The sequence below is a fragment of the Streptomyces sp. NPDC008317 genome, assembly GCF_042955955.1.
GTDB lineage: Bacteria > Actinomycetota > Actinomycetes > Streptomycetales > Streptomycetaceae > Actinacidiphila.
Map to the genome: position 1 here is coordinate 207,136 of NZ_JBIBFQ010000002.1, position 20,901 is coordinate 228,036.

Here is a 20,901-nt window from a genome sequence, read left to right on the forward strand (position 1 = left end):
GTAATGCCCCGTGCGACGGCTACTGAAACGACGGGGAAACATGAGGCTTGTGGCCGCTGGTTTCCTGTGGGTTTCCCGAGTCCGGTGGAGCGGGCGCACGGCACATCGCCGATCACCCGATCGGACCAGTGGGCCGACCGCACCGGTCGGCCGTTCAGACCGTTCGGAGTGGTCAGCCGACCGCTGTGCCGATAAGAGCGCCCAATACGAAGGTAACCCCGCCGGCCGCCGCGCCCAACAGCAGCTGCCGAACCCCGCTGTACCACCAGGAACGCGCGGTCACCCGGGCCACGGCCGCACCACAGCCGAACAGTCCGGCCAGCGCGAGGACGGCCGCGGGCCACAGCGAGTCGCCGCCGAGCAGATACGGCAGTACGGGCAGCAGGGCGCCCAGCGCGAAGGCGACGAAGGAGGAGGCCGCCGCGACCAGCGGCGACGGCAGGTCGGTCGGGTCCACGCCCAGTTCCTCACGGGCGTGTATCTCCAGCGCCCGCTCCGGGTCGACGGAGAGCTGCCTGGCCACCTCGCGGGCGAGCTTCGGCTCCACACCCCGCGAGATGTACAGCTCGGCCAGCTCCCGCAGCTCCGCCTCCGGGTGGCGGCGCAGCTCGATCCGCTCGATCTCCAGCTCGGCCTCGACCAGCTCCCGCTGGGAGGCCACCGACGTGTACTCCCCCGCCGCCATCGAGAAGGCGCCCGCCGCCAGGCCCGCGAGCCCGGTCACCACGATGGTGCGCGACGAGACGTCGCCGCCCGCCACTCCCGTCATCAGCGCCAGATTCGACACCAGGCCGTCCATCGCCCCGAACACCGCCGGGCGCAGCCAGCCGCCGCTCACGTCACGGTGCGAGTGGTGCGGTACGTGATACGGCGCCGCCGTCGTCTCCTCGACAGCCGTTGACATCCGTCCCCACCCCTCCCCAGGCAGCCCCCCGCGAGGCCGCACGACCACGAATCCATTCGACCGTACGCTCGAATGCGACGCGCCGCCAGCAAGGAAAGCCTGCCCTGACCTGCCCTTTCTCCTCCTGGAGAAGGAGCGTCGCCACTGCGCGTGACGGGCTTCTCAGGGGCGCGAGATCAGAGCGCCTCGGAGGCTCGCTTCGGGTCGACGGAACCGACGGAAGCCTCGTCCTCGACGGAGGAGGAGTCGACCGCGTCGTCCGCGTCCGCTTCCGCTTCCGGGTCGGACGACGGCGGCGAGGCGTCGTCGGGGCCTTCGCCGGAGGCGAGAGGCTCGATGTTCTCCTCGCGGCCGGGCCGCTTGCGGCCGACGACGACGAGGTACACGACGGCGCCGATGAAGACGACGATCGCGGTCCAGTCGTTGAGCCGCATGCCGAGGATCTGGTGGGCGTAGTCCACGCGCATGTGCTCGATCCAGGCGCGGCCCACCGTGTACGCGGCGACGTAGAGGGCGAAGGCCCGCCCGTGGCCGAGCTTGAAGCGGCGGTCGGCCCAGATGACCAGCAGGGCGACGCCGACGCACCACAGGGACTCGTACAGGAACGTCGGGTGGTACGTGGCGATGTCCGGCGTGCTCTCCGGCCGGTGCGCGGGGTCGATCTTCAGACCCCAGGGCAGCGTGGTCGGGCCGCCGTACAGCTCCTGGTTGAACCAGTTGCCCCAGCGGCCGATCGCCTGGGCGAAGGCGATGCCCGGCGCGATGGCGTCGGCGTAGACCGGCAGCGCGATCCCCCGGCGGCGGCAGGCGATCCAGGCGCCGAGCGCGCCGAAGGCGATGGCGCCCCAGATCCCGAGGCCGCCCTGCCAGATCTTGAAGGCGTCGACCCAGTCCTTGCCACTGGTGAAGTACAGCTCGTAATCGGTGATCACGTGGTACAGCCGGCCGCCGACCAGGCCGAAGGGCACCGCCCACACGGCGATGTCCGCGACCGTGCCCGCCCGGCCGCCGCGGGCGATCCAGCGCTTGCCGCCGAGCCATACGGCTACGAAGACACCGATGATGATGCAGAACGCGTAGCCGCGCAGCGGAATGGGTCCGAGGTGGACGACTCCGTGCGACGGGCTGGGAATGAATGCGAGTTCCATGGCAATGACCGACGCTACCTTGCCGGGCGGGAAGTGCGGCAACCCGCCCGGCTACGTATGGATAACGGCCGGGACTCCTCCGGCCCCTCCGGGGGAATCCCCGCGGACGCCGAAAGGCCCGGAATCAAGCCTCGGCAGGCCCCTCAGCGGGCCTGTCAGGAGGCCGGAGCGGTGGTCACCGCACCCGCCTTTTTGCCCTTGTTCGCGTCGGTGACCATCTGCTTCAGCGAGTCGGGCGTGAGATTGCTGCCGCTCCCGTAGACGCTCTTGCCGTTGAGCAGGATCGTCGGCGTCGAGTTGAAGCCGGACTTGCCGAAGGCGCTGTTCGACGCCTTCACCCAGCTGTTGTGGGTGCCGCCGTTGACGCACGCGGTGAAGGTCGGCGTCTTCAGACCGCTGACCTTGCCCGCCAGGTCGAGCAGGTGGTTCTTGTCGGAGAAGGTGTCGCTCTGCTCCTCCGGCTGATTGTCGTACAGCACATCGTGGTAGGCGCGGAATTTGCCCGCGTCCTGGGCGCAGGCGGCGGCATTGGCGGCGTTCAGCGAGCCGGAGCCGCCGAGATTGCCGTCGATGAGCGTCACCAGGTGGTATTCGGTGCGGATCTGCCCGCTGTCCTCAAGGCTGTGGATGGTCGGGGTGAACGCCTTCTCGAAGGCGTCGCACGCCGGGCAGCGGAAGTCCTCGTAGATCGTCAGCACCGAGGGCGCGTCGGCGGCGCCGACGGGGATGACGAGATTGTCCTTGCCGATGGCGCCCTTGGGCGCGGCTGCCGGGGTGGAGCCGCCGCCGCTGTCCTTGTGGTCGGCGACCACCACCCCGATCACGGCGGCGATGGCCAGCACGGCGACCACCGCGCCCGCGACCACCATGGTGCGCCTGCGTCGGGCGCTGGCCTTCTCTTTCTCACGCTGTTCGTACAGGGCCTCGCGGGCGCTGCGCTTTCCGTCTCGGTTCTTCTGGCTCACATCCCTGACCAACGGTGCGGGAGGGCACTTCAGCGCCTTCCCGCACCGCGATTCGCCCCATCGTGTTACGCCGGGGCCGGTCGTACGGGGCGCGGCCGGTTTCTTTCGTACGGTCGCGGCCGGTGCCGTCAGCCGCGCTTGCGGACGCCCGCGGCCAGTTCCGCCGCCAGTTCCCGTACGGCCGTGAGGGCCGCGGGCAGGTCGCCGTCCGCGTCGAGGATGCGCTTGACGAAGGCCGAGCCGACGATCACACCGTCGGCGAAGGCCGCGACCTCGGCGGCCTGCACCGCGTTCGACACGCCCAGGCCCACGCAGACCGGCAGGTCCGTGGTGGCGCGGGTGCGGCGCACGAGGTCGGACGCCTGCTCGCCGACGCTCTCCCGCGTGCCGGTGACTCCCATCAGGGAGGCCGCGTAGACGAAGCCGCTGCCCGCCGCGGTGATCTTCGCCAGCCGCTCGTCACGGCTGGAAGGAGCGACGACGAAGACGGTGGCCAGGCCCTGCTGCTCGGCCGCCTTCCGCCATCCCTCGGACTCCTCGACCGGCAGGTCGGGCAGGATGCAGCCCGCGCCGCCCGCCTCGGCCAGCTCGGTCGCGAACCGCTCGGCGCCGTAGCGGTCCACCGGGTTCCAGTACGTCATGACCAGCACCGGCTTGCCGGTGGCCTGGTGCGCCTCGCGTACGGTGCGCAGCACGTCGGCGATCCGCACGTGGTTCTTGTTGAGCGCGATGTCGTCGGCGGTCTGGATGACCGGCCCGTCCAGCACCGGGTCGCTGTGCGGCAGCCCGACCTCGACGATGTCCGCTCCGCCCTCGAAGGCGGCCTTCACGGCCTCGATCCCGCCGTCCACGGTCGGGAAACCGGCGGGCAGATACGCCACGAGCGCGGCCCGCCCCTCGGCCTTGGCGTCGGCCAGCACCCGGTCCAACAGCTCTACGTTCCCGCTCACTTGACCGCCACCTCGTTGTCCTCGTCGACCTCGGCGGTCGCGTCGTACAGCCCGAAGTAGCGGGCCGCCGTGTCCATGTCCTTGTCGCCGCGGCCGGAGAGGTTCACCAGCACCAGGCCCTCGGGGCCCAGCTCACGGCCGATCTCCAGGGCCCCGGCCAGGGCGTGCGCGCTCTCGATGGCGGGGATGATGCCCTCGGTACGGGACAGCAGCCGCAGGGCCTGCATCGCCTCGTCGTCGGTGACCGCGCGGTATTCGGCGCGGCCGATGTCCTTGAGGTACGAGTGCTCGGGGCCGACGCCGGGGTAGTCCAGACCCGCCGAGATCGAGTACGGCTCGGTGATCTGGCCCTCGTCGTCCTGGAGGACGTAGGAGCGCGAGCCGTGCAGGATGCCCGGCTCGCCCTCGGTGAGGGTGGCCGCGTGCTCCCCGGTGGCCACGCCGTGGCCCGCGGGCTCGCAGCCGACCAGCCGGACCCCGGTGTCGGGCAGGAAGGCGTGGAAGAGGCCCATGGCGTTGGAGCCGCCGCCGACGCAGGCGACGGCGGCGTCCGGCAGCCGGCCGGTGCGCTCCAGGAGCTGGCGGCGCGCCTCGACGCCGATCACCCGGTGGAAGTCGCGGACCAGCGCGGGGAAGGGGTGCGGTCCCGCGACCGTGCCGAACAGGTAGTGCGTGCGGTCCACGTTGGCGACCCAGTCGCGGAACGCCTCGTTGATGGCGTCCTTCAGCGTCCGGCTGCCGGAGGTCACCGAGACCACCTCGGCGCCGAGCATCCGCATCCGCGCGACGTTGAGCGCCTGGCGCTGGGTGTCGATCTCGCCCATGTAGATCGTGCAGTCGAGGCCGAACAGCGCGCAGGCGGTCGCGGTGGCGACGCCGTGCTGGCCCGCGCCGGTCTCCGCGATCACGCGGGTCTTGCCCATCCGCTTGGTCAGCAGCGTCTGGCCCAGCACGTTGTTGATCTTGTGCGAGCCGGTGTGGTTCAGGTCCTCCCGCTTGAGGAAGACCCGTGCCCCGCCCGCCTGCTCGGCGAACCGGGGGACCTCCGTGAGGGCGCTCGGACGGCCCGCGTAGTTGGCCATCAGGTCGTTCAGCTCGGCCGCGAAGGCGGGGTCGGTCTTCGCCTTCGCGTACTCGACGGCCACTTCGTCCACGGCGGCGACCAGCGCCTCCGGGATGAACTTGCCGCCGAACGCGCCGAAGTAGCCCGCGGGGGTGGGGACGGATCCGTCCGGATCCGGATGGAAGAAGTCGTGCGTTTCTGACATGGGGCATCCCTGGCTGTGCGCCGTCAGGCGCGGGTGAAAGGGGGGACGCGTACGCGTGTCCGTGTCGTGCGTACGTGGCTGTGCTCGCGGCTCAGCCGCGGCGCCATCGCCTGCCGTTCACCTGGCCGGGCTCGCACCCGATCACATACCGCACCCGGCGCCCCAGCACCTTGCGCGCCGGCGCGCGGCAGCCGCGGGGGCGGCAACCGGGGGCGAGACGCGCGGCGAGGGACATGCGCCCGAGTCTAGCCCTCCGGGCAGGTCCCCCCATCCCATGCCCGGCCCCCGCGCGCGTTCAGCCAACACAGCGCCTCGCCTTGAGGAACCCGGTACCGCGCAGGGCCTCGCTTTTCGGGGCGCGGGGAACTGCGCGCCCAGCCCCCACCGGCCGGTGGTCCGGCGACAACCGAACTGCCCCGCCGGGGCCGGTGGTGACCAGCGGGAGCATCGCGGCTGGCCGCGCAGTTCCCCGCGCCCCTCAAAAGACCGGCCCACCGCCCGGACGAAAGACGGTGCGCCCCATCAGGGGCGCGAGGAACTGCGCGAGCAACCCACCACCGGCCGGTGGCCCGGACACCACCGAACCGCCCCACCGGGGCGGGCGGTGACCTGCGAGAGCGTCGCGGCTGGCCGCGCAGTTCCCCGCACCCCTCAAAAGACCGGCTCACCGCCCGAACGAAAGACGGCCCGCCCCGCCAGGGGCGCGAGGAACTGCGCGAGCAACCCACCACCGGCCGGTGATCCGGACACCACCGAACCACCCCACCGGGGCGGGCGGTGACCAGCGAGAGCATCGCGGCTGGCCGCGCAGTTCCCCGCGCCCCTGACGGGGCACGTCCTTGACGAGGAACCGCCCCACGAGGTGCGGCTCACGCGCCCTGACGGGGCACCGTCTCTCGCGAAGAACCGCCGTGCAAAGCGCGGTCGGGCGCCCTGACGGGGCACCGTAAGGGGTGTGGGGCCCTCCCCCGGAGGGGGGTTAGCGGCCGAAGCGGAGGGCGGGATGGGCGCCGGCAGCCACAAGATCGGCGACCGCGGCACGCGGATCCTTGCCGGTGACGAGCGACTCGCCGACGAGCACGGCGTCGGCGCCGTCATTGGCGTAGGCGATCAGGTCGTGGGGACCACGCACCCCGGACTCGGCGATCTTCACGATGTGGTCGGGAATCTCGGGCGCGACGCGGGCGAAGTTCCCGCGGTCGACCTCAAGGGTCTTGAGATTACGCGCGTTGACCCCGATGATCTTCGCCCCGGCGTCCACCGCCCGCTCGACCTCCTCCTCGTCGTGCACCTCGACGATCGGGGTGAGGCCGATCGACTGGGCGCGCTCGACGAGCGAGACGAGGGCGTCCTGGTCGAGCGCGGAGACGATCAGCAGGGCGAGGTCGGCACCGTAGGCGCGGGCCTCCCAGAGCTGGTACGCGGTGACGATGAAGTCCTTGCGCAGGACCGGGATGTCGACCTTGGCGCGGACCGCTTCGAGGTCGGCGAGGGAGCCGCCGAACTTCCGCTCCTCGGTGAGGACGCTGATGACGGCGGCGCCGCCCGCCTCGTAGTCGGCGGCGAGCCCCGCGGGGTCGGCGATGGCGGCCAGCGCGCCCTTGGAGGGGCTGGACCGCTTGACCTCGCAGATCACCTTGACGCTGTCGCCGCGCAGGGCGGCCACCCCGTCCTTGGCGTCGCGCGCCTTGGTGGCCCGCTCCTTGAGTTCGTCGAGGGTGACGCGGGCCTGCCGCTCGGCGAGGTCAGCGCGGACTCCGTCGATGATCTCGTCGAGCACACTCACGCGAGAGCTCCCCTTCCGGACCGGGTTCGTACAGCGAAATGATCAAGCCAATGGTGGGAACCACCGACACTCCGATGGTATCGGGCGCCGGGCGCAGCGCCCGCATCCGGGGATTCGCGGTCCCACCACCTGGACAAGCATGCCCCGGAAGGCGGGCGGGTCACGGGATGAGCGCCGCGCCGAACGGCAGGTTCCGGACAACGGTGAAGACCAGCGCCAGGGCGAGGAGCGCCTTCCCGTACACCGGGCGCAGCACGGGTTCGAACGGTCGGCCGCGCAGCCTGCGGGTGAACCAGACGGCCCACACGACGGCGAAGACGACGTATCCGGCCACCGCGAGCGCGTTGCAGCCCAGCGCCGTGCCGAGGTGGCCGTGGGCGACGGCGTGGGCGCTGCGCAGGCCGCCGCAGCCGGGGCAGTAGATCCCGGTGTAGTGCAGCAGCGGGCAGGCCGGGTAGTGGCCGGGCGTGTTGGGGTCGACGGTGCCGACGTACGCGAAGGCGCCCGCCACCGCGCCGAGGAGGGCGAGCGGTACGGCGGCGCGCGAGACGGCGCCGAGGGCCGCTCCGGGAGCCGTCCCGCGCGCCGCCGCGGGGGCCCGGCCTTCGGCCCGACCTGCTGTGTCGTGAATCACATCGCCGATTCTGCCCCCGGACGCACGAAGGCGCAGCGCGCGGACCCGGAGGTCGGCGGCTGCGCCCGGCGGGCGGGACCGGTGGGGTCAGGCGCTGGCGGGCGCCTCAGCGGGCGACTCCGTGTGCGTCGTCCCCTCCGGGGTGCGGACCTCCTGCGCGGCGTGGGCGCGGGCGACCCGTACCTCGGGTGACTCCTTGCTGCCCAGGCCCATGAGCTTCATCGCACCGCCGACGACGGGGCCGAGCAGTATGACGCCCATGCTCGCCCAGAAGGGGACCGGCTGGGCGGCGACCATGAACACGCCTCCGGCACAGAAGCCGATGAACGAGATGATCGAGCCGGTCCACGCGGCGGGGGTGTGGCCGTGGTCGTGATGGACCGCCATGAGTGCTCCCTGAATCCTCTCGGTCGGTGGCGTCCTTTCGCCGCCGACTTCGTCTTCCATTGTTGCGCGTGTTCCGGGGTTGCCGTGCACGGGGGTGGAACGGGCGGTCGTGGCACGCGCGGGACCGGTCAGCCGGGGGCCTGCGTGGGGTCCTCGCCCCGGTCCAGCGCCTTCCACAGGTCCTCGGCCCGGTCGGGGTCGATCGGCGCGGGCGCGGCGGCGGCCCTGCCGCGCAGCGAGGGGCGGCTGCCCGGCCGGTCGTAGCGGCTGGACATCGCGGGCCAGGCGTGGCCGTAGCGCAGTGCGAGCAGGCCCGCGAGGAGCAGCAATACGCCGCCCGCGACGGCGACCAGCGGCCAGCCGGTGGTGCTCGTGTGGCCCGCGGTGGCGCGGGTGAGGCCGGACGCGGCGGCGGCCCGTTCGTTGAGGGCGCCGGTGGCCGCGCGGCGGGCGAGCACGACGACGACCACGCCGAGGCCGGAGAGCGTGAGCAGCCCGGAGACGACGTAGCGGCCGATCCGGCGTACGGCGAAGACGGCGACGAGCGCGGCCAGGCCGACCAGGGCCAGCGCGCCGGGCAGCGCGGTGGCCTGGCTGCCGGTGGCGTGCACCGGGAGGGTGCCCTGGCCGAAGGCGACGGTGCCGCGCGCCCAGGTCTTGCCCGCCGCGAGCAGCACGACGCTGGCGCCGATCACGCCGCACGCGAGCGCGACGGCGAGGACGCGCGTGGCGGTGCGCCGCGCGGCCGAGGGCGCGGCACCGGGGCCGGTCCCGCGTTCGGGCCCGGCTTCGGTCGCCCGGCCGGGTTCGACCCCGGTCTCGCGGTCGGTCGCGGCTTCGGTCTCGACGGCTTGGTCAGCGCGGGGCTGAGGGACGGCACTCACCCCACCACTATCGCCTGTCGGCGCGGCGGCCCGTCCGGCGGGGGCACCGGGGCGCCGGACCGGGGGTCGCGGCGCGCGGCTGAAAACACGCCGTGGCGATCGGTCCCGAATGGTACCGAAGCGGTACGAAACGGCCGTCGCACACCACACCGGGACGACTCGATTTCACACCTGCCGGGAGGTCAGCACCAGGCAATGCCTTGCCCAACTCCCTTATGCCACAAGTAAAGCGGAGGTATAGCTTCCAGCCCCCTCCTTGTTGGCGTGCGCTCGTCACCATACGTTCTCGGCCGTCCCACTGATGTCAACTCGCACCAATGGCACCACCTGTCACGCATCCCACAAGCCCCCGGTTCACCCCCCCACAGGAGGCAATAGTTGCGTTCGATCACCCTCACACCCACCGCCCGCCGCACCGCGCTCGCGGTCACCGCCGCCGCCGGACTGGCCCTGTCGGGGCTGGCCCTGGCGCCGTACGCCGGCGCCTCCCCCGCCGCGCACGGCGTCAGCACCGCGCGCTCCTGCGCCGTCAGCACCCATCCGGACGTGATGGCGTGCAAGGCGCTCAAGGTCACCCAGGGCGTCAACACGCTCAAGAAGTCCACCGGTTCGGTGGACCCGGCCGCGGCCCCCTCCGGCCTCGGCCCGGCCGATCTCCAGAGCGCGTACGCCCTGCCCTCCTCCGGCGGGTCCGGCGCGACCGTGGCGATCGTCGACGCGTACGACGACCCCAACGCCGAAGCGGATCTGGCCACTTACCGCTCCACGTACGGCCTGCCCGCCTGCACCGCCGACAACGGCTGCTTCTCGAAGGTCGGCCAGTCCGGCAGCGCCTCCTCGCTGCCGAGCGCCGACGCGGGCTGGGCCGAGGAGATATCGCTCGACCTCGACATGGTCAGCGCCGCCTGCCCCGACTGCCACATCCTCCTGGTCGAGGCCGACGACTCCTCGATGACCAACCTGGGCGAGTCCGTCAACACCGCGGTGTCGCTGGGCGCGAAGTACGTCTCCAACAGCTACGGCGGCGGCGAGTCCTCCTCGGACCCGTCGTACGACAGCTCGTACTTCGACCACCCCGGTGTCGCCATCACCGTCAGCGCCGGTGACAGCGGCTACGGCGCCGAGTACCCGGCCGCCTCCCAGTACGTCACCGCCGTCGGCGGCACCTCGCTCACCAGCGACTCCTCCAGCCGCGGCTGGACCGAGTCCGTCTGGACGGGCACCGGCTCCGGCTGCTCCTCCTACGACGCCAAGCCGTCCTGGCAGACGGACGCCGACTGCGGCAAGCGCACCATCGCCGACGTCTCGGCGGTCGCCGACCCCGCGACGGGCGTCGCCGTCCACGACACGTACGGCTCGGACACCGGCTGGGAGGTCTTCGGCGGCACCAGCGCCTCGTCGCCGCTGATCGCGGCCGTCTACGCCCTCGCCGGGGCGCCCTCGGCCGGGTCCTACCCCGCCTCGTTCCCCTACGCGCACGCCGACGCGCTCAACGACGTGGCCGGCGGCTCGAACGGCTCGTGCGGCGGCTCGTACCTGTGCACCGGCGTGAGCGGCTTCGACGGCCCGACGGGCCTCGGCACGCCGAACGGCACGGCGGCCTTCGCGGGCTGACGGCACCCACAAGGGCGCGAGGAACCGCGCGACGAGCCACGACGCGCACGCGCGTCGTGGCTCGTCGCTCACGCCTGTCGAAGACCGGCTGCCCGCCTCCGGAAGGCGACCGTCACAGGCGGTTGGCCGTGGCCACCGCGCGCAGGACGGCGGCGGCCTTGTTGCGGCACTCGGTGTCCTCGGCCACCGGATCGCTGTCGGCGACGACACCGGCCCCGGCCTGGACGTAGGCGGTGCCGTCGCGGAGCAGCGCCGTACGGATGGCGATGGCGGTGTCGGAGTCACCGGCGAAGTCGAGGTAGCCGACGCAGCCGCCGTACAGACCGCGCCGGGACGGCTCCAGCTCCTCGATGATCTGCATGGCGCGCGGCTTGGGGGCGCCGGAGAGGGTGCCCGCGGGGAAGCAGGCGGTGAGCACGTCGAAGGCGGTACGGCCCTCGGCGACCTGGCCGGTGACGGTCGAGACGATGTGCATGACGTGGGAGTAGCGCTCGACGGACATGAAGTCGACGACCTCGACGCTGCCGGGTTCGCAGACGCGGCCCAGGTCGTTGCGGCCGAGGTCGACCAGCATCAGGTGCTCGGCGCGTTCCTTGGGGTCGGCCAGCAGTTCCTCGGCGAGCGCGGTGTCCTGTCGCGGGGTGGCGCCGCGCGGGCGGGTGCCCGCGATCGGGTGGACCATGGCGCGGCCGTCCTCGACCTTGACCAGGGCCTCGGGGCTGGAGCCGACGACGTCGAAGTCGCCGCCCTCGCCGCCGGGGAAGCGGAAGAGGTACATGTACGGGCTGGGGTTGGTGGCCCGCAGGACCCGGTAGACGTCGAGCGCGCTGGCCGTGCACGGGGTCTCGAAGCGCTGCGAGGGGACGACCTGGAAGGCCTCACCCGCGCGGATACGTTCCTTGATGTCGTCGACCGCGCGCTGATAGGCGGCGCCGCCCCACAGGGCGGTGTATTCGGGCAGTTCCGACGGCGGCAGCTCGACGGGGACGTATTCGACCGGCTTGGCCAGGTCGGCCTGCATGGCGTCGAGGCGGGCGACGGCGTCCGCGTGGGCCTCGTCCACCCCGGTGTCGCGGTCGTTGTGGTTGATCGCGTTGGCGATCAGCAGGACCGTGCCGTCCCAGTGGTCGAGGACGGCGAGGTCGGAGGTGAGCAGCATGGTCAGTTCCGGCAACCGCAGGTCGTCGCGGGTCCGCTCGCCGATCCGCTCCAGGCGGCGCACGATGTCGTAGCCGAGGTAGCCGACCATGCCGCCGGTGAAGGGCGGCATCCCCGCCGCCAGGTCGCGCGGGGTGTGCAGGGCGTCGACGGTGACGCGCAGCGCCTCCAGCGGGTCGCCGTCGACCGGGACGCCGACCGGCGGCGTGCCGAGCCAGTGCGCCTGGCCGTCGCGCGCGGTGAGCGTGGCGGCCGACCGGACGCCGACGAAGGAGTAGCGCGACCACGTCCGGCCTCCCCCGGAGCCTTCGGCCTGGGAGGTGCCTCCGTCCGCCGACTCCAGCAGGAACGTTCCCGTCCGCTCCCCCGCGAGCTTGCGGTACAGCCCGACCGGAGTGTCGCCGTCGGCGAGCAGCCTGCGCGTCACGGGAATCACCCGGCGGTCGACCGCCAGCTTGCGGAAGGTCTCAAGGTCCATGAGCCGAGATTAGTGGTCACGGCCGGGCGCCGGGAGCGGCCGGTACGGCGAAGGGCGGACCGGCTGGCCGAGCGGCAGCATGTCGGCGTCGAAGCACGTGCGGTCGCCGGTGTGGCAGGCGGCGCCGACCTGGTCGACCTTCACCAGCAGGGTGTCGCCGTCGCAGTCCAGCGCGACGGACTTGACGTGCTGGACGTGGCCCGAGGTGTCGCCCTTGACCCAGTACTCCTGGCGGCTGCGGCTCCAGTAGGTGCAGCGGCCGGTGGTGAGGGTGCGGTGCAGGGCCTCGTCGTCCATCCACCCCAGCATCAGCACTTCACCGGTGTCGTATTGCTGGGCGATGGCGGGTACGAGTCCGTCGGCCGTGCGCTTGAGGCGGGCGGCGACTGCTGGGTCGAGTGCGGTGGCGGGCATGGTGACCATTCTGCCGCCGAATATCAAGAACTCGAAAAGGGTCAATAACCGGCAAAGAGGGCAAGTGAGTTGACCACCATCCGGTTGTCGCTCGCTCATGTCACCCGTATGGGGCATCCTGCCTGCATGGGTTTTCCACCACCGCCGCAAGAAGGACCGCCGCCGCCTCCGGATCAAGGAGGCGGTTTCGGGCCACCGCAGGGCTTCGGCCCCCCTCCTCCCCCGCCGCCCGCTGACGGCGGCTATGGCTATCCGCAACAAGGCGGCGGTCAGAACTACGGTTATCCGCAGGAGCCGACGCAGGCCGCGCCGGGTCCTTACGGCCAGCAGGGCTACGGTCAGCAGGGCGGCTACGGCCAGCCGGGCCCGCCCGGACCGCCCGCCCCGCCCGGTGGCTACGGCTATCCGCAGGGCCCCGGCGGCTACCCGCCGCCCCCGCCGCCGCCGAACAACACCAAGCGCAATGTGCTGATCGCGATAGCCGCGGTCGTGGTGATCGGCGGTATCGGCACCGCGGTCGCCGTCTCCGGCGGCAGCGACAGCAAGAACGACGCGAAGCCGACGCCGTCGATCAGCGGTCTGCCGTCAGGACTGCCGTCCATGCCGTCCTTCACGGAGCCGACGCCCAGCTTCACGCTGCCGTCGGACACCCCGACGTTCGACACCCCGACCGACGACCCGTTCACCGACTTCCCGAGCATCACCCCGACCGAGAAGGTCGTGCCGTACGTGGTGCTCTCGCCGGGCAAGTGCTTCGACGCGCCGACCCTCACGCCGACCGTCGACACGGTGACCACCAAGTCGTGCAGCTCCGCGCACGACGGCCAGGTCGTCGCCAACGAGACGCTGTCCGGCACCTTCAGCACCGACTCGGAGATCCAGTCGAAGGCGCTGGAGCTGTGCACGGCCGACGCCAAGAAGCACCTTCCCGCGGACGGGCGGCTGTACTACCCGTACGCGCTCTTCCCGAAGCTGACCACCTACGAGCTCCAGGGCCGCAAGACGGTGACCTGCTCGCTCACGCTCAACAACGGCACCAACAGCAAGAAGCTCTACGCTCCGCTGGGCTGACGCCTCACGGGGGCGGCAGGGGCGGGGAGCGGACGTATCGGCCAAGGGGCCGTTAATCTGGGGTCATGTCGACACATGCCCAGCGCGAACGTCTGCTCCTCGCCGATCTGCTGGAGCAGTCAGGACCCGACGGCCCGACGCTGTGCGAGGGCTGGTCCACCCGCGACCTGGCCGCGCACGTCGTGGTACGCGAACGGCGCGGTGACGCGGCGGCGGGGCTTGTCATCCCGCAGCTCAAGGACCGTGCGGAACGGGTCCGCAAGGAGTACGCGCGAAAGCCGTACGAAGAGCTGATCCAGCTCATCAGGACCGGCCCGCCGCGAATGTCGCCCTTCACCATCAAGCAGGTGGACGAGGCTTCCAACACCGTCGAGTTCTACGTCCACGCCGAGGACGTCCGGCGTGCCACGCCCGACTGGACGCCGCGTGCCATCGACCCCGTCTTCGCCGACACGCTGTGGGCCCGGCTGGAGCGTGCCGCCCGGCTCGCGGGCCGCCGCTCCCCGGTCGGCCTGGTGCTGCGCCGTCCGAACGGCCAGACCGCCGTCGCCCGCAAGGGCTCTCCCGTGGTGACCGTGACCGGTGAGCCGTCCGAGCTGACGATCTTCGTCTTCGGCCGCCAGGACGCCGCCGAGGTCGAGGTGGACGGCGACAAGGACGCGGTGGCGCGGCTGTACGCGGCGAAGCTCGGACTGTGACGCGGTAGGCGGCAGCGCGTCCGCCGCCCCGGCGGGCGACAGCCCCTCGGCCCCGTCGGCCCCGGGCTTCTCACAGCGCGCTGTTGCCGGACACCACAGCGCTCGCCAGCACGGACAGGGCGGCGCGCTGCTCGTCGGCGAGGCCGGCCGCGAGTGCAGAACGCGCTGGGGAAGGTCGCGGCCGAACTGGGCCTGTCGGTCATCCACTACACCTGGGGCGCGCCGACCGAGCGGGCCCTTCCCGCGCTGCTCACCCGCCGCACCGACCGTGCCGCCATCCTCGACTGGATCCAGATCGGCTCCACGGCCGGACCCGACATCACCCTGCCGTCCTTCGTCCTGCGCGCCGCCAACCTCCGCGTCATGGGCAGTGGCCAGGGCTCCGTCACCACCGCGGGCATCGTCGCCGAACTTCCTTCGCTGGTCGCTCAACTCACGGCCGGGGTCTTCTCCGTCGCGGCCGACGCCGTATCCCTTTCCGAGGTCGAGCGTGCCTGGACGGCTCCCGTCGGGCCGGGCCGCCGGCTCGTCCTCACGCCGACCGCGTGACCCGGCTTCTCCGGCGCACCGCCGTTCGTCCGGCTAGGCGACGACCTTGGCGAGGAAGCCGTCGAGGTTGCGGAGGGTGCGGGCGATCTGTTCGTCGAGGGTGAGGGTCTCCTCGAGCCGCTTGACCAGGGCGGAGCTCTTCTTGCCGCGGACGTAGAGGGAGCAGGCGAGGTCGGCGCACATGTAGAGGGCGACGGTGTTGCCCTGGCGGCCGGCGGCGCCCGCGAGCGGGGCCGCCAGGAGGTCGACGCCGCCGCCGGAGTGGCCGGTGAGGCAGAGGGAGCAGAGGCTGCTGCGCATCAGATTGCGCCGGGCGCCGGGGGCGATCCGCAGGACGATGCCCACGGGCTCGTCGCCGGGCCGCACCAGATAGGCGCGGTCGCGGGCGCCGGGGTCGCGCCAGCCCAGGAAGTCCAGGTCGCTCCACGGCAGGTCGCCCAGATCCCTGGGCAGGCTGATCCGCTTCGCCTCCCCCTTGGAGCAATTGACGAACGAGCCGCGAATCTCTGCATCACCGAGCGGGTCCATGAGCGCGAAGCTAACAGGAGGCCCCCGTGCACGTCACAGCATTTTCTCGGCGTCAGTCCCGGCCCGCGGCCACCGGCTCGGCGGCAGCCGTCACGTCCGCCGCCGGGCGCGGCGACCGCTTCCCGCGGGGAAGTTCCGCGGTGCGGATCGCGGGGGTGGCGAGGCCGACGACGCCTCCGGTCATGGTGAGGACGGCGCTGGTGAGGAAGACGGGGGCCGGGCCCCAGGCGGCGACGGCGGCGCCGAAGAGGGGGTAGGCCAGGGGGGCGAGGCCGAAGCTGCTGAGGCTCATCACCGAGGTGACGCGGCCGAGGTAGCCGGGGTCGGCCGCCGACTGGATGAGGGCGTACGCGAGGCTGCCGCAGATGCCGCAGAACAGGCCGCTCAGCGCGGCGACGGCGACCGCGAGGGCCGGCGAGGGCGCCACGCCGATCAGGCCGACGCCCGCGGCGCCCGCGAACAGGGCGCCGATCTGGACGGCCCCGGCCCGCGGCAGACGGCCCCGTACGGTCAGCAGCAGCGCGCCGCACCCGGCGCCCGCGCCGAAGCCCGCGATGATCCAGCCGTAGCCGGACGAGCCCCAGCCGCGGTGCTGGGCGAGCAGGATCATGCCGACGTTCAACGGGCCGACCAGGCCCAGTTCGCAGATGGCGGCGGACAGGACCAGCGGGCCGACGAGCCGGTGGCGGCGGACGTACCGCAGTCCGTCGAGCAGATCCCGCCAGGCGCTCGCGCCCTCCTCGGGCCCGTCGCTCCCGGCGGGCGCTTCGGGCAGCGGGCTCATGCGGGTGGCGATCAGCAGCGGTACGGAGACCGCGAAGAGCGCGCCCGCCAGGGCGAAGGCGGCCGTGGCGCCGCCGAGCCCCATCGCGAGGCCGCCGACCGGCGGTCCGACGATGGTGCCGAAGCGGATGGTGAGGGACCGCATGCCCTGCAAGCGGGTGAGCTGGTCGGCGGCGACGATCCGCGGCGGCAGCGCGCCGACGGCCGGCATGAACAGCGCGTCCACGACGCCGAAGAGCAGCGAGACGACGACCAGCAGCCACAGGCCCGGCGAGGAGAGCGCCAGCGTCGCCGCGGCGCCGAGGATCAGCGCGCAGCGCACCGCGTCGCCGCCGATCACCACCTTGCGCGGCCCGAACCGGTCGGCGATCACTCCCCCGCCGAGCATCAGCACCGCGCGCGGCACCGCGCCGACCGCCATCACCAGGCCCACCTGCGTCGGCGGCGCCACCTTGGCGGCGGCGAAGCCGAGGGCGAGGAAGTAGACGCAGTCGCCGAGCATGGACGCGGTGTACGCGATCAGCCAGCGCAGCACGTTCCCGTCCTTGTGCGCGGGCCTGCCGTGCGGTGTTGCGGGTATCGCGGTCGCCGTCATGGTGGCGGCCCTCCTCTGGTCTCGACGTCGGGTCGGGCGCGGTCTCAGGGGCCTTCCGCGGTCACTCCCGGAACGGGAATCCGTACATCTGCACGGCCACCAGCTCCCGGCCCTCGGTGTCGCCCGCCTCGACCGCCGCCTTGCCGCGGTCGATCCAGCGGCGCATGAGCGCGGTGATCTCCTCGTCCATCTCGTGGAGTTCGGCGGCGCTGAGCCGCGGCATGTACTCGGAGCTGAAGGAGGCGTCGGTCCACTCCCCCGCCCAGGCGGCCTGCTGGGCCAGGTAGCGCTCGTACCGCTCGTAGCGGCTGGCCAGGAGCTGCCTGGTGACCTCGTTGACGACGGCGGCGCCCTCGGGCCGGTCCGTGAAGTCCCCGCTGCGGAAGGAGAATCCGCGCTCGGCGGAGACCTTCCACCAGCGCTCGCGACCGTCGGTGCTCTTCTCGGGGGCCTCGACGATGAAGCCGTGGGCGGCGAGCTTGCGCAGGTGGTAGCTGACCAGGGACACCGCCTCGTCCACCTGGTCGGCCAGGTGGGAGGCGGTGGCGGCACCCGAGGTGACCAGGTGGCGGTAGAGCTGGATGCGCAACGGGTGGGTGAAGACCTTCAGTGCGTCGAGGTCGGTGATGCGCTGAGCCTGGGGCCGGGGGGCGTCGTCTTTTTCTGGCACGACCACCAGCCTAGATAGGAAAGAAAAGTTGCGCAATCTGATTTGCGCAACTTCTCTTTCTCATCTGTTCACCGGCCGTGGACCGGGCGCCCCCGGCAGGATGTCGGGCATGTCACTCGACGGCACCCGCGCGCACCTCCGCGGCCCCGGCGACCTGCCCCCGCTGGTCGAACGCGCCGCCCGCACCGCACAGCAGCTCGGCTTCCCCCACTCCTGCCGCCCCGAGCAGGGCCGCCTGCTGCGCGCGCTCGCCGCGGGCGCCACCCGTATCGGCGAGACCGGTACCGGACTCGGAGTGGGGCTCGGCTGGTTGGTCACGGGCATGCGGGACGACGCCACCGCGGTGAGCGTCGAGCGCGATCCGGGGCGCGCGGAAACGGCCGCCTGGCTGTTCTCGGACCTCGCGCCGCAGGTCACCGTCGAATGCGGCGACTGGAAGGACATCGCCGCGCACGGCCCCTTCGACCTGCTGGTCCTGGACGGCGGCGGCCAGGGGAAGGGGGACGAGGCGGCCGATCCCGTGGAGCTGCTGCGGCCCGGCGGCGTCCTCGTCGTGGACGACTTCACGCCCGCCGACCGGTGGCCGCCGCTGCACGAGGGCAGCCCCGATTTGGCCAGGCTGCACTGGCTGGAGCACCCGGCGCTGCGCTCGGTGGAGATACCGCTCGCGCCGGACCTCGCGGCGCTGGTCTGCACCCGCCGCCAGGACTGAGCCGCTGAAAACGGAGCCGCCGCACATGGAGAGCGGCGGCCGACGGAAACCCCGTGCTCAGCGCACCGGGTGCCCGGCCTCCCGCAGCGCCGTCTTGACCTCGCCGATCCGCAGGTCGCCGAAGTGGAAGACGGACGCGGCCAGTACGGCGTCGGCGCCCGCCGCCACCGCGGGCGCGAAGTCGGCGAGGCGGCCCGCGCCGCCGGAGGCGATCACCGGGACCGTCACCAGCTTGCGGACGGCCGCGATCATCTCCGTGTCGTAGCCGTCCTTGGTGCCGTCCGCGTCCATCGAGTTGAGCAGGATCTCGCCCGCGCCCAGCTCGGCCGCGCGCTGCGCCCACTCCACCGCGTCGATGCCGGTGCCGCGCCGCCCGCCGTGCGTGGTGACCTCGAAGGAACCCGAGGGGGTGCGCCGCGCGTCCACCGACAGCACCAGCACCTGCCGGCCGAACCGCTCGGCGATCTCCCGGATCAGCTCGGGCCTGGCGATGGCCGCCGTGTTGACGCCCACCTTGTCGGCGCCCGCGCGCAGCAGCAGGTCCACGTCCGTGACCGTCCGCACACCGCCGCCCACGGTGAGCGGGATGAAGACCTGCTCGGCCGTACGGCGGACGACGTCGTACGTGGTCTCCCGGTCGCCGGAGGAGGCGGTGATGTCCAGGAAGGTCAACTCGTCGGCGCCCTCGGCGTCGTAGAGCTTGGCCATCTCCACCGGGTCGCCCGCGTCCCGCAGATTCCGGAAGTTGACGCCCTTCACGACGCGGCCGTTGTCCACGTCGAGGCAGGGGATGACACGGACCGCGAGGGTCATCTGCCGGCTCCTCGGTAGGCTTCGATCTCCACCTCGACCAGGACGCGGGAGTCCATGAAACCGGCCACCACGACCATGGTGGCGGCGGGCCGCACGGCCCCGAACAGCTCCCGGTGGGCACGCCCGACGTCGTCGGCGTCCCTGGCGTGGCTCATGTACATGCGGGTGCGGATCACGCTGTCGGGCCCGAGGCCGAAGGGCTCGATCGCCGCCAGCGCGTTCCCGAAGGCGAGCAGGGCCTGTTCGTACGGGCTGCCCTCGCCGCGCACCTCGCCGTCGACGAGGGGCATCGTGCCGGACACCAGGACCAGGTCCCCCGCCGCGACGGCGCGGGCGAAACCGATGGTCTCCTCCAGCGGGCTTTCGGACTGGTCGCGCCGTACTGCGGGGGTCTCCGTCATCGTGATACCGCCTCCAGGGCTTCTTCCAAGGTGAACGCCTTGGCGTAGAGCGCCTTTCCGACAATCGCGCCTTCGACACCCCGCGGCACGAGAGTCGCGATGGCGCGCAGGTCGTCGAGGGACGAGACGCCGCCGGACGCGACGACCGGCCGGTCGGTGGCGGCGCAGACCCCGGCGAGCAGTTCCAGGTTGGGGCCCTGGAGCGTACCGTCCTTGGCGATGTCGGTGACGACGTACCGCGCGCAGCCCTCGGAGTCCAGCCGGGCCAGCGTCTCGTAGAGGTCGCCGCCGTCGCGGGTCCAGCCCCGGCCGCGCAGCGTGGTGCCGCGCACGTCGAGGCCGACCGCGATCCGGTCGCCGTGCTCGGCGATGACCTTGGCGACCCACTCCGGGGTCTCCAGCGCGGCCGTGCCGAGGTTGACGCGGGTGCAGCCGGTGGCGAGCGCGGCGGCGAGCGTGTCGTCGTCGCGGATGCCGCCGGACAGCTCGACCTTGATGTCCATCGAACGGGCCACCTCGGCGATCTGCGCCCGGTTGTCGCCGGTGCCGAAGGCCGCGTCGAGGTCCACCAGGTGCAGCCACTCCGCGCCCGCCGCCTGCCAGGCCAGCGCGGCGGCGTGCGGGTCGCCGTAGGACGTCTCGGATCCGGACTCGCCGTGCACGAGGCGTACGGCCTGACCGTCCCGGACGTCGACGGCGGGGAGGAGTTCGAGCCTGTTCATCGGGTGCGTCCTACGTCGTAGAAGGGAGGAGGTGAAAGCGGACGGTGGAAGGGGGCGGGGCGGCGAGTGAGAGGGTCTAACGGGTCGAGCGGTTGACGCGTGAGACCGCGTTAGAGGGTGTCCAGCCAGTTGGTGAGCAACTGGGCGCCCGCGTCGCCGGATTTCTCCGGGTGGAACTGGGTGGCCCACAGCGCGCCGTTCTCCACCGCGGCCACGAACGGCTCGCCGTGCGTGGCCCAGGTGACCTTCGGCGCGCGGATCGCCGCGTTGTGCGTGTCGAATTCCCACTCGCGCACCGCGTAGGAGTGCACGAAGTAGAAGCGGGCGTCGGTGTCCAGGCCCGCGAACTGCCGTGAGTCGGCGGGCGGCCGTACGGTGTTCCAGCCCATGTGCGGGACGACGGGCGCCTTCAGCGGCTCGACCGTGCCGGGCCACTCGTCGAGCCCTTCGGTCTCCACGCCGTGCTCGATGCCGCGGGCGAAGAGGATCTGCATGCCGACGCAGATGCCCATGACCGGCCGTCCGCCGGCCAGCCTGCGGCCGACGATCCAGTCGCCGCGTACGCCCTTCAGGCCCGCCATGCAGGCGGCGAAGGCGCCGACGCCGGGCACCAGCAGCCCGTCGGCGTTCATCGCCCGGCCGAAGTCGGCGGTGATCTCCACCTCGGCCCCGGCGCGCGCGAGCGCCCGCTCGGCCGAACGGACGTTGCCGAAGCCGTAGTCGAGGACGACCACGCTCTTGTGCCTCAGTCCAGTCATGTCGGCTCCTC

At 72.3% G+C, this 20,901-nt stretch carries 24 protein-coding genes; 5 read left to right on the plus strand and 19 right to left on the minus strand.

All coding sequences use genetic code 11. From position 1 onward, the window contains the following. Positions 1-172 precede the first annotated feature (172 nt). From ACFY9V_RS05975 to ACFY9V_RS06020, 10 genes are all read right to left on the minus strand, one after another. The gene (locus ACFY9V_RS05975; RefSeq protein ID WP_391159721.1) at positions 173-904 is read right to left on the minus strand and encodes a VIT1/CCC1 transporter family protein; all 732 of its coding nucleotides are present in this window, start codon (positions 902-904) and stop codon (positions 173-175) included. Between the two features lie 176 nt (positions 905-1,080). Next, the gene (gene lgt, locus ACFY9V_RS05980) at positions 1,081-2,052 is read right to left on the minus strand and encodes a prolipoprotein diacylglyceryl transferase (RefSeq protein WP_391159723.1); all 972 of its coding nucleotides are present in this window, start codon (positions 2,050-2,052) and stop codon (positions 1,081-1,083) included. Between the two features lie 155 nt (positions 2,053-2,207). Beyond that, the gene (locus ACFY9V_RS05985; protein ID WP_355333997.1) at positions 2,208-3,017 is read right to left on the minus strand and encodes a thioredoxin domain-containing protein; all 810 of its coding nucleotides are present in this window, start codon (positions 3,015-3,017) and stop codon (positions 2,208-2,210) included. A 128-nt stretch (positions 3,018-3,145) separates the two neighbouring features. Next, positions 3,146-3,967, minus strand: a complete 822-nt coding sequence (trpA, locus tag ACFY9V_RS05990; protein WP_391159726.1) for a tryptophan synthase subunit alpha — start codon at positions 3,965-3,967, stop codon at positions 3,146-3,148. Continuing rightward, positions 3,964-5,235, minus strand: coding sequence for a tryptophan synthase subunit beta (gene trpB, locus ACFY9V_RS05995; protein WP_391159728.1), 1,272 nt, complete (start codon positions 5,233-5,235; stop codon positions 3,964-3,966). The genes trpA and trpB overlap by 4 nt, the downstream gene beginning before the upstream one ends. A gap of 91 nt (positions 5,236-5,326) precedes the next feature. Then, positions 5,327-5,506: a tryptophan biosynthesis modulator TrpM gene (gene trpM / locus ACFY9V_RS06000; protein WP_391159730.1), complete on the minus strand. Its 180-nt coding sequence runs from the start codon at positions 5,504-5,506 to the stop codon at positions 5,327-5,329. A 708-nt stretch (positions 5,507-6,214) separates the two neighbouring features. Next, positions 6,215-7,021 carry an indole-3-glycerol phosphate synthase TrpC gene (trpC, locus tag ACFY9V_RS06005; RefSeq protein WP_355334006.1) on the minus strand — a complete coding sequence of 269 codons (807 nt, stop codon included), beginning with the start codon at positions 7,019-7,021 and terminating at the stop codon, positions 6,215-6,217. 160 nt (positions 7,022-7,181) lie between these two features. Continuing rightward, a complete protein-coding gene (locus tag ACFY9V_RS06010) occupies positions 7,182-7,652 on the minus strand; it encodes a DUF2752 domain-containing protein (RefSeq protein ID WP_391160576.1) in 471 nt (156 codons plus the stop codon). A gap of 90 nt (positions 7,653-7,742) precedes the next feature. After that, positions 7,743-8,042, minus strand: a complete 300-nt coding sequence (locus tag ACFY9V_RS06015) for an HGxxPAAW family protein (RefSeq protein WP_355334011.1) — start codon at positions 8,040-8,042, stop codon at positions 7,743-7,745. Between the two features lie 128 nt (positions 8,043-8,170). Continuing rightward, the gene (locus ACFY9V_RS06020) at positions 8,171-8,926 is read right to left on the minus strand and encodes a TIGR02234 family membrane protein (RefSeq protein ID WP_391159732.1); all 756 of its coding nucleotides are present in this window, start codon (positions 8,924-8,926) and stop codon (positions 8,171-8,173) included. Between the two features lie 387 nt (positions 8,927-9,313). Here ACFY9V_RS06020 and ACFY9V_RS06025 point away from each other — a divergent pair, with 387 nt between their 5' ends. Then, positions 9,314-10,540, plus strand: a complete 1,227-nt coding sequence (locus ACFY9V_RS06025; protein ID WP_391044277.1) for a peptidase S8 — start codon at positions 9,314-9,316, stop codon at positions 10,538-10,540. Positions 10,541-10,652: 112 nt separating this feature from the next. Here ACFY9V_RS06025 and ACFY9V_RS06030 read toward each other — a convergent pair whose 3' ends face one another. Next, positions 10,653-12,176: an anthranilate synthase component I gene (locus ACFY9V_RS06030; RefSeq protein WP_391159734.1), complete on the minus strand. Its 1,524-nt coding sequence runs from the start codon at positions 12,174-12,176 to the stop codon at positions 10,653-10,655. A gap of 9 nt (positions 12,177-12,185) precedes the next feature. Beyond that, positions 12,186-12,599, minus strand: coding sequence for a phosphoribosyl-AMP cyclohydrolase (gene hisI, locus ACFY9V_RS06035; protein ID WP_391159736.1), 414 nt, complete (start codon positions 12,597-12,599; stop codon positions 12,186-12,188). A 117-nt stretch (positions 12,600-12,716) separates the two neighbouring features. Between hisI and ACFY9V_RS06040 the strand changes: the two genes are divergently transcribed. From ACFY9V_RS06040 to ACFY9V_RS06050, 3 genes are all read left to right on the plus strand, one after another. Beyond that, a complete protein-coding gene (locus ACFY9V_RS06040; RefSeq protein ID WP_355334020.1) occupies positions 12,717-13,661 on the plus strand; it encodes a hypothetical protein in 945 nt (314 codons plus the stop codon). 65 nt (positions 13,662-13,726) lie between these two features. After that, a complete protein-coding gene (locus ACFY9V_RS06045) occupies positions 13,727-14,359 on the plus strand; it encodes a TIGR03085 family metal-binding protein (RefSeq protein ID WP_355334023.1) in 633 nt (210 codons plus the stop codon). A gap of 153 nt (positions 14,360-14,512) precedes the next feature. After that, on the plus strand, positions 14,513-14,908 hold the full coding sequence (locus tag ACFY9V_RS06050; RefSeq protein WP_391159738.1) for a hypothetical protein: 396 nt from the start codon (positions 14,513-14,515) through the stop codon (positions 14,906-14,908). Positions 14,909-14,941: 33 nt separating this feature from the next. On the opposite strand, the gene ACFY9V_RS06055 is transcribed toward ACFY9V_RS06050, so the two are convergent. From ACFY9V_RS06055 to ACFY9V_RS06065, 3 genes are all read right to left on the minus strand, one after another. Then, entirely contained in the window at positions 14,942-15,436 is a 495-nt protein-coding gene (locus tag ACFY9V_RS06055; RefSeq protein ID WP_391159740.1) for an FBP domain-containing protein, read from the minus strand. Positions 15,437-15,488: 52 nt separating this feature from the next. After that, a complete protein-coding gene (locus ACFY9V_RS06060; RefSeq protein ID WP_391159742.1) occupies positions 15,489-16,814 on the minus strand; it encodes an MFS transporter in 1,326 nt (441 codons plus the stop codon). Positions 16,815-16,875: 61 nt separating this feature from the next. Beyond that, positions 16,876-17,484 carry a helix-turn-helix domain-containing protein gene (locus ACFY9V_RS06065; protein ID WP_391044010.1) on the minus strand — a complete coding sequence of 203 codons (609 nt, stop codon included), beginning with the start codon at positions 17,482-17,484 and terminating at the stop codon, positions 16,876-16,878. Between the two features lie 109 nt (positions 17,485-17,593). Between ACFY9V_RS06065 and ACFY9V_RS06070 the strand changes: the two genes are divergently transcribed. Then, the gene (locus ACFY9V_RS06070; RefSeq protein WP_391159744.1) at positions 17,594-18,196 is read left to right on the plus strand and encodes a class I SAM-dependent methyltransferase; all 603 of its coding nucleotides are present in this window, start codon (positions 17,594-17,596) and stop codon (positions 18,194-18,196) included. 57 nt (positions 18,197-18,253) lie between these two features. Here the strand turns inward: ACFY9V_RS06070 and hisF are convergent, their stop codons facing one another. From hisF to hisH, 4 genes are all read right to left on the minus strand, one after another. After that, positions 18,254-19,009 (minus strand): imidazole glycerol phosphate synthase subunit HisF, encoded by a 756-nt coding sequence (gene hisF, locus ACFY9V_RS06075; protein WP_355334040.1) that lies wholly within the window; start codon positions 19,007-19,009, stop codon positions 18,254-18,256. After that, positions 19,006-19,410: a Rid family hydrolase gene (locus ACFY9V_RS06080; RefSeq protein ID WP_355334043.1), complete on the minus strand. Its 405-nt coding sequence runs from the start codon at positions 19,408-19,410 to the stop codon at positions 19,006-19,008. Before ACFY9V_RS06080 ends, hisF begins: the two co-directional genes overlap by 4 nt. Beyond that, on the minus strand, positions 19,407-20,132 hold the full coding sequence (gene priA / locus ACFY9V_RS06085) for a bifunctional 1-(5-phosphoribosyl)-5-((5-phosphoribosylamino)methylideneamino)imidazole-4-carboxamide isomerase/phosphoribosylanthranilate isomerase PriA (RefSeq protein WP_391044004.1): 726 nt from the start codon (positions 20,130-20,132) through the stop codon (positions 19,407-19,409). The genes ACFY9V_RS06080 and priA overlap by 4 nt, the downstream gene beginning before the upstream one ends. Before the next feature lie 110 nt (positions 20,133-20,242). Further along, positions 20,243-20,890 (minus strand): imidazole glycerol phosphate synthase subunit HisH, encoded by a 648-nt coding sequence (gene hisH / locus ACFY9V_RS06090; RefSeq protein ID WP_355334049.1) that lies wholly within the window; start codon positions 20,888-20,890, stop codon positions 20,243-20,245. Between the last annotated feature and the right edge of the window lie 11 nt (positions 20,891-20,901).